Origin of the sequence: Paenibacillus amylolyticus (assembly GCF_036894225.1) — a bacterium.
In the GTDB taxonomy this organism is placed as follows: domain Bacteria; phylum Bacillota; class Bacilli; order Paenibacillales; family Paenibacillaceae; genus Paenibacillus; species Paenibacillus amylolyticus.
This window is the reverse complement of sequence record NZ_CP145892.1, coordinates 1,843,829-1,857,815: the sequence shown is the minus strand read 5'-3', so window position 1 is coordinate 1,857,815 and position 13,987 is coordinate 1,843,829. Positions and strand designations below refer to the sequence as shown.

Sequence of the window (13,987 nt, the reverse complement as noted above, 5' to 3'; positions counted from 1 at the left end):
TCTTGGGAGGGGTAATGATGCGCCTGGCCTTGTTCACAGACACCTATCTTCCGGAAACCAATGGTGTTGCTGGCACGCTCCACCGCTTGAGTAACCATCTGAACCGCAGAAGAATTGAACATCTGCTGTTTACTCCGAACTCCGTCATTGAAGGAAGCCATGAGACTCAAGTCCGATCGGTTGCCAACATCCCTTTTTTTCTGTATCCCGAATGCCGCATTGCTCTACCCAACAGAGCAGACACACACAAGCAGCTACAAACCTTTCAACCCGATCTGCTGCATATCGCCACACCTTTTAATATGGGGTTGCTTGGTCTGAGGTATGCCCTCAAACACCATCTTCCCCATGTTGTCTCCTACCATACCCACTTCGATCGTTATCTCGAATACTACCGGTTGAAAAGTATGATTCCTCTCTACTGGAAGTATATCCAGTGGTTCCACCGTGCCTGTGATGCAACCCTAATTCCATCGCAGGAAACGTTAAACACCCTTCAAACCCAAGGCATTCAGCGTCTGAAACTTTGGTCTCGCGGGATTGATTGCAACCTGTACTCCCCTGATAAACGCAGCTCGGATATCCGTGAACGATACCACATCACCGCTCCCCTTATTCTACTCTACGTTGGACGCATTGCCCCGGAAAAAGATATCGCTACACTCACGACTACCATGCAGCAGTTGCCCCAGGAAATGCAGTCCCGTGTACACTGGATCATCGTTGGCGACGGCCCATCTCTCCCGAAAATGCGTCTGCAATCCCCACCAAATGTCACCTTTACAGGTTATATGCATGGCGAAGAACTTGCTGTTATGTATGCTTCGGCAGATCTGTTTGTGTTTCCTTCTTCTACGGAGACATTTGGCAATGTGGTACTGGAAGCGATGGCTTCAGGACTCCCTGTGGTGGCGGCCAATGCTGGAGGTGTAAAGGATCTGATATCCCCTCACCGCAATGGTGTGTTATTCGAGCCAGGTCAGGCTGATGCACTGATTCGGGAGATATGTCTCTGGGGAAATCACGTGAACCAATTGCGGATGATGGGATTGGAAGGCAGAAAGCTGGCTGAGCAGCGGTCGTGGGAGCATATTTTTGATACACTGATCGGGGATTATGAGGAAGCGATAGAACATCGGAACAGACAAACGAAAGATCGAATTATTACAGCGTAGTTTTATGAAATCATCTTCTTCCAAAAACCCATAACTACCGCCTCTGTCCTATGCAAAATTAAACCGGTTCGCTCGTTCAGGCTGCCATAGCATTTACACTCTGCTACGGTCAGCCTGAAACATGTTTCCAATACGTTTCATAACAAAATCTCCTTCTTGGAATAGGTTAAGCTATTTATTCGGTATGTAGAAACATAGAAGCCGAAGTTATTGAAATTAGAGTATTTTGAATGATTGTATATATAGAAAAAGACATGACCTCATTGAACTGGATCATGCCTTTTATTGCAAACAATCTATTGGTTGAATTTACTGAACGGGACTTTGATATCTACAAACCCTTTAGCGTAGGGTGCAACCTCATAAGGGTGGAATCGGATGACGATACCTTTGTCATATAAAAAGAATTCAGATGTTTGATCAAGCTGAAAATCATAAATATTTTCTTCAAAAATAGAAACTCCTGCATTATACATGGCTAATAGACTGTTGGAGATTGATTTCTCCACCTTCTCCATCTGAGTATCGTCTTTGACATACTCGCTTAGCTTCAGTTCTTTCCCCGTTCTTAAATCATAGTTATATGATTTTGTCGCATCCATTCCATGTGCTCCGCCAGTGTACACATGATCTTCATATACCACAGATAACTTTTCTTTTGCATTGTATTTTACACTGGCCATGGTGATGTAGAAATATTTTTTGTTTGATTTCTTTTCTTCTTTGTCCAGGCGAGCTGCTTTCACTGCGTGGAGTTTAAATGTCTTGTTCAGTTTATCCGTCACAGATTTATTTCCACCTGTTAGATGTATGTATGGCTGTCCTTTATAATATTGGACCTTCGTTTTCACTGTAATCGTGCTGCCTGCCTCTACATGACTACTCGGAAGAATTATAGCAATCAGTACAGTGATCAACAGGTAATTTATCCATCTCAATTTTTTTCTTTCCATTCTATATTTCAACATTATCGATTAACCCCCTTTGGCTCAAATGATATCGTTTCCTGCATTCTGTTCCATATTACCTGTGGAGTACCCTTTAGGTCTGTTCCGCTCTGAACGTTGCCAATCCAGATGTCCTCTGCTCCTGGGTGTTGTAAATAGTGCCTAAGCGTTGCTTTGATCAGAATAGACGAATGTAAGTCCAACACCTCATCCAGTGGTATCCAGAATAACTCGCCTTCATCCGAGGGCACAAAATGTCGATGCGTGGTCTCTCCGAAATATACAAACTGCTGCCAAATCTCACCACCGTTAACTTCCAACAGAATATATCGAAGCCGAAAGTGTTCGACATCCTCTTGCTTGAACCCGGTCTCTTCTTCAATCTCCCGATAGCTGGCGCTCATGGGTACGTTCAGTTCCCCTTGTTCCAGATGTCCGCCAATGCCACCCCAGAATTCAAAATTAAACAATCTGCTACCCGCCTTCTTCATCATCAGCATGTCTGAGCCATTGCTCAAAAACGCTGTTGCCATCTGTCTAATCTCCATATGTTCCTCGCTTTCCAAACTTTGTTTATAGGTATTCACTTGTTTATATAACCGTCTTCTAAAGCAGTTTCTTCAACTCATTTAGATGTTCAATCGTATGTAAAGGACCCGACGTAATGCTGTCCTGCCATGGCTGGTTGACCTTCATCCAGATGGTGCTCATGCCTACGCTTGCCGCTCCCTCAATATCGTTCACCGGATGATCGCCAATGTAAATGCATTGCTCTGGTCTCAGACCGAAATGATCAAGCGCAAGCTGAAATATGCGTGGATCGGGCTTTTTGACTCCAGCCTCTTCTGAAACAATAATATGGTCGTAATCATTCCGGATACCGAGTTGATCGATCTTCCCATACTGAATATCGGTCTGCCCATTGGTAATTAACCCGGTTCGATATTTCCCCCGAAGATGCTGAACGACTTCTCGCGCCTGTTCCATCAGAACTGAACTTCGCACATACTCTCTGCCATAGAACTCCATCAGTTCTGCATGTGGTGGATGCTCTGCCCAGGGCAGTTCATGCAACAACTCGTTGAACAGAAAGGGTTTGTCCTTATAACCATCCTGGTCGAGTTCAATAATTCGTTTGCTTATATCTTCGGTTGACTCAAGGTGACCAAAATAGGTTTTAATCAAATTCTGCGTGAAGCCGTCAAAGGTCATTGTTCTGTTCAGAATTGTATTGTCCAAATCAAAAATAACCGCTTTAATATGATCCATCTTCCTTCTCCCCCAATTCCAGTACATGCGTTATCTTCTCCATACTCGTCACTTCTCTAAATCCCAAGTCGCGATAAAAAGATCCAGCAACCGGTTGATCCGTGTACAGAACCAGTCGAGCGTAATGATTTTCCGCTTTTTGAATAACCGCATCCATCAGGCTGCGCCCAACCCCATGTCTTCGAAATTCTCTCATCACATAAAGCCTGCGAATTCTTCCTGTATCAGTCACTTCAGAATAAGGATCTCTGTTCAGACCGCAGATCCCAACCACCTTATCGTCCATTCTGCATTCAAAAAGCGCTTCATCTTCTTGCTCGAATGTATTGATTCCTGTCTCATATTCATGGATTAATCGCTCGATATGTCTGAACCCCTCACTGGAGCTTTCAACCAGCATCGCCACTAAATCGTCATGATTCCACACCGATATCTCCTGTATCTGCATGGTGTAACCGCCTCCATCATTTTAAATCAATGGTACACATGCAAACCCAACCATACATTGAACGATGGCCGGGTTTATCTTGTACAGCTCATTCTCATTTTTTCTTTTTGTGATAGTGATAACCTGTGCACAGACCCTTTTGTTTGGATTTGGCTGAACAGTTATGTCCCCCGTTCTTATCCAGTCTGCCTGGATGAGCATAAGCGGAAGAGGATACACCAACAAGTACGACAAGAGACAGGATTACTATAACAACCTTTTTCATAAGTCACCCTTCGATCAACACCCTATGCTTTAGGGCTTAATACGTGCTATATCATTCTACATGAAAATCCACAATTTGGATATCCTTCATCTTTTTAGCCGATCCATTCTCATAAAATCTTAAATTGCTTCAATGCATGGAAGACCCCATCTTCACTTGCCCGCAGGGTGACATAATCAGCGCTTTGTTTAATCCGTTCTCCGCCATTTCCCATCGCAATTCCGATTCCCGCATACACTAGCATATCCACGTCATTCTCCCCATCGCCAAAGGCCATTGTATCCTCTCTGGATATCTTCAGGTAGTCGAGAACTTTCTCTGCGGCTATAGATTTGCTGACTTCGCTCGCTTCCAGCACATTCACTACATACGGATGGAATCTCACGAATCGTAAGGAAGGAAATCTGGATTGGAATTTCTCCGTCTCCGCTTCATCCGCGTATAAACAAATGCAATATACGTCCTGTTCCAACGTACCGATTTTCTGCGGCGCATCCATGAGTCCAAGCGTATCTCTTAAGGCATCAGTAACACGACCATCTACTGTACACAACCCGTTCGTATCAAATGACTCTGTAAAATATGAAATACTGTGCCCCTGCAACTCGGCAAACTCACTAAATGTTCTAACCATCTGTGCTGAAAGTACAGACTTATGTATCACTTCATCACCTGCTTTGATCAATGCCCCATTAGCCGAAATGATTGTATCTATTCCGAGATTTCTGAATTCTTCGCATAAATTATAGGGCCTGCCTGTGACGAGTACAACTTGAACGCCTTTAGGAATCAATTCCCGGATCGACTCAGCTGTACGCGGTGATAAACTCCGATCTATTTCGCTCAGCAACGTACCGTCCACATCAAAGAACACAGCTTTAATCAAATTGTTCTTCCTCCTCTGTCTTCAATTAAAAAGAGCAAGTACAGAATAACCTTGTTTGGTCTTCCTGCACTTGCTCTACAATTAACGGGTCTGAACATCTTGGGTACGTCCCATATACCATGATTGAAATGATTTGGCCGTATCCAGGGAAATGTCATGTGCCCGATGATACAGTACTGGTTTGGCGCGGTTTACGGTATGAATGGAAGCCACACCGAACCAACGCTGTAACACATTACGGGTGATCTGCACTTCGATGACTTTCTCACGTTTGGAGATAAAGAGTGTTGACGTGAGCGCACCGGTTCGAAGTTGAATGAAATTCTGATGCAGAATGTATCGGGTATGGAAAAAGTCCATCACTCTGCATGTTGCAATCCACACGAGCAGAATCGCGGAAATCATCCACCAAGCATGTTTCTGCCCAAACACCAATGGTTTGAAATACCACAATAAACCCGTGATCATGATCCATCCCCAACTTGGTTTGAGCAGGCGCAGCCATAGTGATATTCGTGGAAGTTTTTCCATCTCTTGCGTAACCCGATAGGATGGCAGGATCTCCTCAATCAGGGTATAGGCTTGCTTCACAGGCAAGAAGGGATAGAGCGAGTTCACTTCCTGCTCGGATTCTCCCAGACTACCTGCAGTGGTCAGTTCTACTTCCGCCAGTCCAAGCAGCCTTTTCATTGGCGACTGTGTAATTTTCACGGCCTGGACTCGTTCTTTCAAGATTGAAAATGACGTTTGCTCCATCATGCCCTTCGAGATATAGATCCGCTTGGCATCCGAGGTGATCTGGAAATTGCCATACTTTACGAAGGTTCTGACTATGCCCAGAGCAATAGATATGATCAATAAAACTAAAATCATCAAACCGGCAATCCACCAGGAATCAAGCCAGGTTAATAACAAACTTTCCGTTACTTCTTCATCAGGGAAGAAGTCCTTCACCCAGGAATAGAGCGTAGCCAAGACCGGAATCAGTACAAGAAAACTAAGCGAGGTAAAGGATGCTTTGAATATGTCCTTGCGGGTGGAATGATAATGAACAACCCGTTCCTGTTTTTCTTTTGCAGGCAGAGACATGACTTCATCAGTTATAAAAGGTTCAGATTGCGCCTCTCCCTCTTCCATAACCTGAACTGCATCCAACGTATCATGTTCCTCTGTTGCTCCTGCTGTTTCTGCTTCTTCAGCCATATGACCTGCTACAATCTTCTCCAGCTGTTCCGCTTCGGAAAGTGATACAACGTGTAACTGAAAGGTAGCATCTTCTCCCTTAATTCCGGTCTCGAATCGAATCGACGTCACCCTGAACAAACGATGAAACAGCGTTGTATGACGATTCACATTCTGGACCTTCGTATAAGGTATCGTTCTTCGGGTACGGTTAAACACACCACTATAGATATGAAAGGCTGTATCGTCTGCTGCATAACGCGAGGTGAACCACTTCAGGATCATGGACAGGATGCTAATGGAGACACCTACATAAAAAGCGATTCTTCCATAGAATATCCATTGGGACTCCGAGCCCTGACGGAAAACAAACAAAAAAAGGACGATAGCGAACCAATTCTTTACCCGTTTCCACAAGCTCCACAGCATGGTTAATGGATGATGTCGCTTCATATCGATCATTCATCCACCTCATTAATCCGCGCATAGGACGCAATCTGATGACGGAGTGCAAGAGCGACTTCCTCTGGCAATGCCGGGATTTCATGCGATGAACCCATCGTGCCAACCGATACGGAATAGAGTCCATATTTTCGCATCAAAGGTCCCTGATTGGTTGTAACCGATTGCACTTTCGCCATGGGGATGATCTGATGTACCTTGGTTAGCGCCCCACGCTTCAGTTGCAGGAACTCCTCATTCACATCATAGTACCAATGCTTGTATAACCATGACGGCTGGATGAAAATATCCCACACCGCATAGAGCACCGATATGGCCGTAACGCCCCACAAAATCCAACCAATCCACGTCTTCCATCCATAGATGGAGTCCAGTATTAACAGTACGGCAAGGATCAGAAAGCCTATTACATTCCATATGATGGCGCTAATTCTCCACAAGTTTACCGCATGAGGGGACAGCCGTTGCTCGGGTGTATTCCACTGTATTGACATATGTTCACTCCTTTTTTCCTCGGGTACATAAAAACACACATGGTACACTGTACGAACAATCGTCCACGATCGATGCAAAAAGATAAAGAGATGACCCCTATACAATACAGGTCGTCATCTCTTTTGTTCATGTCATTTTACTTTAGTGCATGTTCAAAAAGACTGGTTTTCAGTACCGAGAAGATGGGATGAAGCTAGAAATGGAGTAGCGGAGCGTAGGAAAACTACGTGAGCAACGGACATTTCGGCTGAATTCCATATTCGATGCTGATGATGCCGATAGGCATCCTTCGTAATCAAAAGCGGGCTTTTTGAACAACCTCTATAAAACCCTGTACTTCACACAGCCAAACCATATGATCTGTTCCTTCTCCCCAATAGTTGTTCGCCACCACATAGGGTTCACCGAATTTGCGTTGCCACTTCTTCTGTGCGATCTGGTAACCGCTATCCAGGCAGAATTGCTGAATTCCCAGCCGTTGCAGTTCAGTAACCAGTGCAAGAATGAGCGCCGAACCAACCCCCTGTCCTTGAACCTCGGGCAACACATACAGGCTACCCAGTTCTCCGATATCGTTCAGCCGGCCCTCTGTACATTCTCGAATCTCCTTACCACACGGTCCATACGAGATTGTGCCTACAATAACATCTCCCATTTTGGCGACGAGGAAAAACACACTTGGTTCTATGTTGTCCTTTGCTTGCAATGCCATGTGAATCATCGCTTTTTTCTGTGTTATTTCATCCTGAATATCATCCAGAAGCGAGCCTATTCCCTCCTGATCAAATGCTGCGGGAATGGTTGTCTCGAACACCTGATACACTCCATCTGCATCCGATTGTTTCAAAGGTTCAATGGTGATTTTGTCATCCACAGGTTCTTCTCCGTTCCATATACCTTCTTAATCTATACGTCGCTGAATCAGTCTTCTTAGTTGATTCGCATCCTCAAGAGGAATGCTATATCCAGTATGCGTGTCTTCCTCGTTTACTAACAAGCCTTGCATCTTGGGATCCATTCCTAGTGAAAAATCATACCGTGTTATGGAGCTGTCCGCATTTGTTATGCTCATCTTGTACTGCGTACCATAATCAATAATACCTGGCATACGCTCTGCCTTATGTATGGCCTCCATCATGATTCGAATCTCGTCAGATCGATCAAACACAACATCTTGGCATGGTTCCAAGGCAAGGTTGGGATTACACGTTAAAGTGATCAGTACAGGAAGCCCTTCTTCCGCGTTCGATTCATTCGGTTTGCTACACCCTGCAATGAACGTGGCAATGACAAATACGAGCAACATTCCTACATATTTCACCATACTGCGTGCCTCCCTGACTTAGTATTAAATAAACTAGTAATGAGTAGAGAAGTAATAAATACAGTATATAATGAAATGACTCAACTGCACTAACTATCTATATTCATATCAAGTTACGTAACTCCGGGTCCCATGAAGACAACATAGAGATCAGTCGCTCTATGGTCTCTTCCACAAATACCTGAACTCTCTCACCCGTGATGAACTCAGGAGTAATTCCTGGTTCTTCCCCATTAAGAAAAGAAAACGTGTGGTCCCGCCAGCGTACAATCTCATCGGCAGTTAACCGATCCGTCATGTCATAACCCGGTGAACTGTTGAGCACCTGCCATACCTCTTCGCTCCAACTTGAACCTTGATAGAGATTGAAATCGATCTGGTCCGTCTCCTGGTAATATAAACGTGCTAGTTCATCCTTCGATCTGCTACTGCCTATATATTGATCTACCTTGTTGACCCGTTCTACGAATTCAGGATGCACACTCCGGAACCAGTAATAGTCTGTCAGCACATGCATAAAGTATCCTCGCACAAACCACTTCCATCCTTCATCGGTAAGTTGTTGCATATAGAATGAGTAGAGATCCTTCAGTTCACCAACGTAATCTCCATTATCTTTCGGGTTAAAATGGGTGTACTCCTTATCATCTCTGGTTGTACCCTTCGCGCATATGTATGGAATCCGGGGCGATATTCCCCAGATAGAATGAACCTCGATCAGCTTGCATTTGCAGCGAGTCGGCAATCAGATTAGCAATATTGAGATGAACCATAGGTAACGGCATAGAGTTAATCTCCTTTTATCGGGAAGTATTCTACTATACTTGGGAAAAGAAACGATATAACCTACTGGTGCAACGCAGATCACTGGAATAGTGAAACTTCGCTAGGTTCCACCTTTTTTTCACCGTAGATGCGTGATTATCCCTGAATTCTCTCCACTTGCATGCGGTCAAACAGCTGCTCGAGATCCGTATGGTATTCCGGGTGCTCCTTCACAAGCAGACTAATGTATTCCGACCCACATTCATAGAATACTAGACGATTAAACGGAGCTGTATCTCCAAAATGATTGCTCTCCTGCCCAAATTTTGCCCGAATCAGATTCTCAATATAACGCGCGTAACCCTCGTTCCACTCAAACCAGCTCCAATACTCGGCTTGTTCTTCATTTAATGAAGTGAACAACGCCTTTCTAGCTGTCTGTACTTGTGTCAGGTCTTTACTCTTCAAAGCAGACAACAATGAGTTAATCCGCTCCACAACGATTTTATCTTCGTACGGAAATTCATAATCCAGTTCCCATGTTACACGCTTCAGTTCGTCCATTTTATGCTTAATCTTGAGACGGTTGACGATCCGTTCATCATATTTCTCATATACATAGCAATGAACATATTCGTGGAACAGATAGACTTTCTGCTCCAGATCTTTGAACGCTGTATCCGTTACAATCGCACACATTCTTCCATCCATATGATGCACCGGCATTGCGGCAAGGCATTCATCTGGAATATATAAATCGTCAGGTACTGTCTTCACCCACTCATATTGCTGCGTTTTGGACGAATAATCATAGATATATAATAAAGCTTCATAGGCTACAACCACTGGATAATGTTCTGCAAACAAAGGATGTAGACTAACCAAGTCTTTCTGAAGCTCGTTTAACTTGTTAATTTGTTCTAGAAAAGCATCCATGTCATGAACCTCTCTTTACTGGAATGATGCGTTAATCATACTAGAATAGGAAAGATAAAACACTGAGAGAAAAATGATAATTCTGTTCGAGTGTGAGATGGTGAACGTTAGAACCGCTCTCCCCGTTTCTCATACAGGTAGATATCCAGTGCCTGAATCCCACGCCGGGCCAGCTTAATAAACAGGATCAGTGCATACACACCCAGTCCGTACAACAACACATTAATCAACATTAGAAGTATAGTAATCATAATTGTTATTCCTCCTATGAACCTATTAAACTACCACTCCCTATTCTAGCATATTTTTCCTCAGTTAACTTTTATGGTGGATGTAAAAGTCATTCGGTGTACTTATTGATTCAAAACGAAAAAAACTTCCACATCCGTAAGTGAACGGTGGAAGTTTGTTAATCGGGTATACAGCTAGTTAGTTCTAATATATCCTGCTTTCTTCAACACATATTCCGTAAACGGATTGATCTCAGGGATCGGCTGGTTCAGATCAAAATATCGGAGTTCCAGCCCTTCGTCGTCCATAATGGTTGGGCTGCCCTTGATGCCTGAAGCTTCATAAACAGCCATGACGTTGTACACTTCATCACCATGTGGGTACTGATAGTACATGTCCTCACCTGAAAAAATGCTAATGAGTTTGAACGATTCCGCTCTCAGTCCGGCCTCTTCATACAATTCCCGCGAAGCTGTTTCCTCCAAAGACTCCCCGGGTTCCATGGATCCCCCAAGTGTCCCCCAATCCAAGCTATCTGTACGTTTTTGTAGCAACAGGTGACCTTCCTCGTTGAACACGAGTACACATGAGCCCGCCATAATTAGAGGACGCGGGCCCACCAGTTTTCTTAGCTCCATGATATACCCCATTCGTGCTTCTCCCCCATCTTCAGAGTGCATACGTTAAAACGTATCCTTATGATTTGGTCAAGATTCCCTCATCCACAGATTTCTGAATAAGCTGCTGTGCATACTCCCACAATATTTCGGAACCGTTCGCAATCTCACGGTTTCTGTTTAATACCTGATCACTGGTAATGTTATATTTCTGCCACGTATCTCCCTCATTCTGATGATTATGGATCAGAGGCTGCAACCGATCCAGAGATGAGGCAAATTGTGCTTCAGGCGTCTGCTTTGCTTCAAATTCTAACCATAATTGGAATAGTTCTTCCGCCTGTTCCTTAGGCAATATACCAAACAGCCGATGAGCTGCTTTGAGTTCACGATCATATTTATCCGTGTGTCCCACCGTATCATAAGCGAACGTATCTCCGGCATCAATCTCGACCAGATCATGAACGAGAAGCATCTTAATGACTTTGAGGATATCCACATCCTTGTTGGCATGACTCTGCAAAACCAAGGCCATCATCGCCAGATGCCAGGAATGCTCCGCATCATTTTCAAGTCTCTCACCGTGCATAATTCTCGTCTTTCGTTCAATCGTTTTGAGTTTATCAATCTCAATGAGAAAGTGAATCTGATCCTGTAATGATTCGCTCACAGCACATCCTCCTTCATTATCCGATACCCATCTACGTGGATAGATCATACCAGTAAACTCTATAGTTAAAATCGAGTGACATCCCCACACCTTGTGCCAGACGAATTGAGCCCGCATTGTCCGGTGAACAATCCCAATACGGATGTATGCCTGCACGACTGCATTCATCTACAAAAGCTTTTGCCACCATCGCACCATAATTTCTTCTTCTGTAGACTCCAACCGTTTCAATATCAACCGCATGTGTCTGATCTGCGATAAATGCCGAAAAGCAAACACTCGCGATATCATCGTTATGCACTGCAATATAGCCAAAGCCATGTTGTAAAAAATCATCTATTGTCTTCCAAAAGTGAGAGATTTTATCTTTCAGGAATGGAGAATTGTTATATCTTTTCTCTCCTAATAGTACTTCATCTATCCTGAGAATTCTGACTTTCTCGTCCTGTGAAGCACATATGTCGAGAGGTGCTTGCTGACTTATCGAATTTGGATTCAACTTGAATACATGCTGAATATCACTGGAGATATCTCTTTTCCCGGAGATGTGCCGAAGAAAATCTTCCCAGGCTTCGTCCACCACACCAATTTCAACAGCATGCATATGTAAGTCCAATAACTCAGGTTCAATACGTTCCCGCATGTACTCTTTCAATTCATTCAGAAAGGGCTCACTTCGAGAGTCGCCGATCAACTGAAAACCAGATTGTCCATGTACCCAAATTAGAGCTGCTGTGATATTCTCTGCATCATCTACATAGATCCGTCCCGGGTTCAAGCCAGACGCCACCGCCTTGACTTCAATATTCTGACACGAGTCCGTGAGATGTTTTACTTTGTGGAAATCATGTTTATTAATCTCGGTAATCATAGGTTCATTCCTCCCGAATTCAAGACAAAGCCGTAAAGCGTGTGTAACCTCTATCAAATCGTATATTCATAGATTCTCGTCTCTTCATCATCGAGCAGATATCCTTTGCCGATATAGGCCCAGTTATTTTTTTCATAATAATCAGTCAGATCAGTACATAAATACAGCTTGTCATACCCTTTTGCTTTCACCTCATTTAATGCATGGGTCTGAAGTTGTCCACCCAGATTCTGGCCCCGATATTCTGGATCAACATGAAGACACGCAAACCAGGGAAAAAGATCCTGCCTGCTATTCAGATCACTTCGCAACAAAGCGCACCCACCGATAATTCGGTCTCCGTCCAACATCACATAAAATCTTGGTACATCACTCTCTGTATCCACAGAACGCTCTATACAATCCCGATAGAAATGGAAGCTTGATTCCGAGCCCCATTGTTTCCAGAAATACTGTACTGCTTCTTGCAGCACGTCCGGCTTCTGCCGAATATCAAAAATTTGCAAAATGTTAATCTCCCTTCGCCCTTTTTGCTTTCGTATATGATCAAATGTCCAATTCAACATTCAGTTCACGCACAAATACAGCTGTCCCCTTCATTCTGACATCCATATCCTCACCATCCCGAATCACACTCACTTGAACCTTTCCATCTCTTCCAATCTCATGCCCTTGCTCTATCACAAACTGTATCTCATCAATCTCCGGTTTCACATAGGTTAAATAATAGGCACCCATCACCCCGGAGGCTGTTCCAGTCACAGGATCTTCCGTCGTACCAGAGTATGGTGATGAAAAATGTCTGGCATGCATCATCGCATCGAAATCACGGGTTTCGAAACAAAAGGGATGCAGGGAAGCTTTGGGATTATCAATTAAAATTCCTGGGAACTGGGAAGAATCCGGTTTCATTTTCATAAAGGAGTTCAGTTCACGAATCGGGATTAATAACGTCCAGGCTCCTGTACTTCCATAAACGATTGGCGTAGAAAGGTCAACATCATCCAGAGTGAGATTGATGGCGCTTACCAGCTTCTCGATATCCCCCTGGAATGGTATAAACTGCGGCTGATCCTGTTTCATTTCCATGTAAATGGTGTCGGCATTGCGCTCAAATCGTATGGGTAATGTACCTACATTGGTTTCAATCGTGATTAACTCTTTGTCACTCAACATCCCACGCGTCTTCAAACCATACAGTGATGCCATTGTGGCATGACCACACAGATTAATCTCATGCCCCGGTGTAAAATAACGTAGTCTGACGTCAGCTACTTCAGAGTTCAACACAAATACCGTCTCATTAAAACCAACCTTATAAGCGATCTGCTGCATCTCCGTCTCACTGAAATGATCAGCATCAAAAACCACTCCTGCCGGGTTACCTTGACCGGGAACGGTAGAGAAAGCATCATAATGATAGACCGTAATTCTCCCCATGGTT

At 44.0% G+C, this 13,987-nt stretch carries 20 protein-coding genes; 1 reads left to right on the top strand and 19 read right to left on the bottom strand.

Annotation, left to right across the window (positions count from 1 at the left end):
- Positions 1-14: 14 nt before the first annotated feature.
- Positions 15-1,175 carry a glycosyltransferase family 1 protein gene (locus V6668_RS08455; RefSeq protein WP_338708153.1) on the top strand — a complete coding sequence of 387 codons (1,161 nt, stop codon included), beginning with the start codon at positions 15-17 and terminating at the stop codon, positions 1,173-1,175.
- A 296-nt stretch (positions 1,176-1,471) separates the two neighbouring features.
- Here the strand turns inward: V6668_RS08455 and V6668_RS08450 are convergent, their stop codons facing one another.
- From V6668_RS08450 to V6668_RS08360, 19 genes are all read right to left on the bottom strand, one after another.
- Positions 1,472-2,128: a DUF3298 and DUF4163 domain-containing protein gene (locus V6668_RS08450; protein WP_164783125.1), complete on the bottom strand. Its 657-nt coding sequence runs from the start codon at positions 2,126-2,128 to the stop codon at positions 1,472-1,474.
- A gap of 14 nt (positions 2,129-2,142) precedes the next feature.
- On the bottom strand, positions 2,143-2,655 hold the full coding sequence (locus V6668_RS08445) for an NUDIX domain-containing protein (protein ID WP_338708152.1): 513 nt from the start codon (positions 2,653-2,655) through the stop codon (positions 2,143-2,145).
- Between the two features lie 73 nt (positions 2,656-2,728).
- Positions 2,729-3,391, bottom strand: a complete 663-nt coding sequence (locus V6668_RS08440) for an HAD family hydrolase (RefSeq protein WP_338708151.1) — start codon at positions 3,389-3,391, stop codon at positions 2,729-2,731.
- Positions 3,378-3,839: a GNAT family N-acetyltransferase gene (locus V6668_RS08435; RefSeq protein WP_036610345.1), complete on the bottom strand. Its 462-nt coding sequence runs from the start codon at positions 3,837-3,839 to the stop codon at positions 3,378-3,380. The genes V6668_RS08440 and V6668_RS08435 overlap by 14 nt, the downstream gene beginning before the upstream one ends.
- A 94-nt stretch (positions 3,840-3,933) precedes the next feature.
- Positions 3,934-4,104, bottom strand: a complete 171-nt coding sequence (locus tag V6668_RS08430) for a YHYH domain-containing protein (protein ID WP_094030640.1) — start codon at positions 4,102-4,104, stop codon at positions 3,934-3,936.
- Positions 4,105-4,213: 109 nt separating this feature from the next.
- On the bottom strand, positions 4,214-4,990 hold the full coding sequence (locus V6668_RS08425; RefSeq protein ID WP_036610349.1) for a Cof-type HAD-IIB family hydrolase: 777 nt from the start codon (positions 4,988-4,990) through the stop codon (positions 4,214-4,216).
- Between the two features lie 81 nt (positions 4,991-5,071).
- Positions 5,072-6,634, bottom strand: a complete 1,563-nt coding sequence (locus tag V6668_RS08420) for a PH domain-containing protein (protein WP_338708150.1) — start codon at positions 6,632-6,634, stop codon at positions 5,072-5,074.
- Positions 6,631-7,128 carry a PH domain-containing protein gene (locus tag V6668_RS08415; protein WP_047842183.1) on the bottom strand — a complete coding sequence of 166 codons (498 nt, stop codon included), beginning with the start codon at positions 7,126-7,128 and terminating at the stop codon, positions 6,631-6,633. Before V6668_RS08415 ends, V6668_RS08420 begins: the two co-directional genes overlap by 4 nt.
- A 296-nt stretch (positions 7,129-7,424) precedes the next feature.
- On the bottom strand, positions 7,425-8,003 hold the full coding sequence (locus V6668_RS08410; RefSeq protein ID WP_051447165.1) for a GNAT family N-acetyltransferase: 579 nt from the start codon (positions 8,001-8,003) through the stop codon (positions 7,425-7,427).
- 27 nt (positions 8,004-8,030) lie between these two features.
- Positions 8,031-8,453: a hypothetical protein gene (locus tag V6668_RS08405; protein ID WP_036610356.1), complete on the bottom strand. Its 423-nt coding sequence runs from the start codon at positions 8,451-8,453 to the stop codon at positions 8,031-8,033.
- A 103-nt stretch (positions 8,454-8,556) separates the two neighbouring features.
- On the bottom strand, positions 8,557-9,021 hold the full coding sequence (locus V6668_RS08400; RefSeq protein WP_338708149.1) for a hypothetical protein: 465 nt from the start codon (positions 9,019-9,021) through the stop codon (positions 8,557-8,559).
- 76 nt (positions 9,022-9,097) lie between these two features.
- The gene (locus V6668_RS08395; protein WP_338708148.1) at positions 9,098-9,238 is read right to left on the bottom strand and encodes a hypothetical protein; all 141 of its coding nucleotides are present in this window, start codon (positions 9,236-9,238) and stop codon (positions 9,098-9,100) included.
- A gap of 136 nt (positions 9,239-9,374) precedes the next feature.
- Positions 9,375-10,154, bottom strand: coding sequence for a hypothetical protein (locus tag V6668_RS08390; RefSeq protein ID WP_338708147.1), 780 nt, complete (start codon positions 10,152-10,154; stop codon positions 9,375-9,377).
- 107 nt (positions 10,155-10,261) lie between these two features.
- The gene (locus V6668_RS08385; RefSeq protein WP_338708146.1) at positions 10,262-10,405 is read right to left on the bottom strand and encodes a hypothetical protein; all 144 of its coding nucleotides are present in this window, start codon (positions 10,403-10,405) and stop codon (positions 10,262-10,264) included.
- Between the two features lie 174 nt (positions 10,406-10,579).
- A complete protein-coding gene (locus V6668_RS08380; protein ID WP_422395247.1) occupies positions 10,580-11,023 on the bottom strand; it encodes an NUDIX hydrolase in 444 nt (147 codons plus the stop codon).
- A 58-nt stretch (positions 11,024-11,081) separates the two neighbouring features.
- Positions 11,082-11,672, bottom strand: a complete 591-nt coding sequence (locus V6668_RS08375; RefSeq protein ID WP_338708145.1) for an HD domain-containing protein — start codon at positions 11,670-11,672, stop codon at positions 11,082-11,084.
- Positions 11,673-11,703: 31 nt separating this feature from the next.
- Positions 11,704-12,543 (bottom strand): GNAT family N-acetyltransferase, encoded by an 840-nt coding sequence (locus V6668_RS08370; protein ID WP_338708144.1) that lies wholly within the window; start codon positions 12,541-12,543, stop codon positions 11,704-11,706.
- A gap of 53 nt (positions 12,544-12,596) precedes the next feature.
- Positions 12,597-13,049, bottom strand: coding sequence for a GNAT family N-acetyltransferase (locus V6668_RS08365; protein ID WP_338708143.1), 453 nt, complete (start codon positions 13,047-13,049; stop codon positions 12,597-12,599).
- Between the two features lie 40 nt (positions 13,050-13,089).
- On the bottom strand, positions 13,090-13,983 hold the full coding sequence (locus tag V6668_RS08360; RefSeq protein WP_338708142.1) for a PhzF family phenazine biosynthesis isomerase: 894 nt from the start codon (positions 13,981-13,983) through the stop codon (positions 13,090-13,092).
- Between the last annotated feature and the right edge of the window lie 4 nt (positions 13,984-13,987).

What these genes read in the sequence shown, in the direction of transcription:
- V6668_RS08440 (WP_338708151.1), bottom strand. Translation starts at nt 3,391, where the DNA reads ATGGATCATATTAAAGCGGTTATTTTTGATTTGGACAATACAATTCTG.
- V6668_RS08455 (WP_338708153.1), top strand. Translation starts at nt 15, where the DNA reads ATGATGCGCCTGGCCTTGTTCACAGACACCTATCTTCCGGAAACCAAT.
- V6668_RS08360 (WP_338708142.1), bottom strand. Translation starts at nt 13,983, where the DNA reads ATGGGGAGAATTACGGTCTATCATTATGATGCTTTCTCTACCGTTCCC.
- V6668_RS08390 (WP_338708147.1), bottom strand. Translation starts at nt 10,154, where the DNA reads ATGGATGCTTTTCTAGAACAAATTAACAAGTTAAACGAGCTTCAGAAA.
- V6668_RS08450 (WP_164783125.1), bottom strand. Translation starts at nt 2,128, where the DNA reads ATGGAAAGAAAAAAATTGAGATGGATAAATTACCTGTTGATCACTGTA.
- V6668_RS08380 (WP_422395247.1), bottom strand. Translation starts at nt 11,023, where the DNA reads ATGGAGCTAAGAAAACTGGTGGGCCCGCGTCCTCTAATTATGGCGGGC.
- V6668_RS08435 (WP_036610345.1), bottom strand. Translation starts at nt 3,839, where the DNA reads ATGCAGATACAGGAGATATCGGTGTGGAATCATGACGATTTAGTGGCG.
- V6668_RS08370 (WP_338708144.1), bottom strand. Translation starts at nt 12,543, where the DNA reads ATGATTACCGAGATTAATAAACATGATTTCCACAAAGTAAAACATCTC.
- V6668_RS08415 (WP_047842183.1), bottom strand. Translation starts at nt 7,128, where the DNA reads ATGTCAATACAGTGGAATACACCCGAGCAACGGCTGTCCCCTCATGCG.
- V6668_RS08405 (WP_036610356.1), bottom strand. Translation starts at nt 8,453, where the DNA reads ATGGTGAAATATGTAGGAATGTTGCTCGTATTTGTCATTGCCACGTTC.
- V6668_RS08445 (WP_338708152.1), bottom strand. Translation starts at nt 2,655, where the DNA reads ATGGCAACAGCGTTTTTGAGCAATGGCTCAGACATGCTGATGATGAAG.
- V6668_RS08430 (WP_094030640.1), bottom strand. Translation starts at nt 4,104, where the DNA reads ATGAAAAAGGTTGTTATAGTAATCCTGTCTCTTGTCGTACTTGTTGGT.
- V6668_RS08400 (WP_338708149.1), bottom strand. Translation starts at nt 9,021, where the DNA reads ATGCAACAACTTACCGATGAAGGATGGAAGTGGTTTGTGCGAGGATAC.
- V6668_RS08395 (WP_338708148.1), bottom strand. Translation starts at nt 9,238, where the DNA reads ATGCCGTTACCTATGGTTCATCTCAATATTGCTAATCTGATTGCCGAC.
- V6668_RS08385 (WP_338708146.1), bottom strand. Translation starts at nt 10,405, where the DNA reads ATGATTACTATACTTCTAATGTTGATTAATGTGTTGTTGTACGGACTG.
- V6668_RS08420 (WP_338708150.1), bottom strand. Translation starts at nt 6,634, where the DNA reads ATGATCGATATGAAGCGACATCATCCATTAACCATGCTGTGGAGCTTG.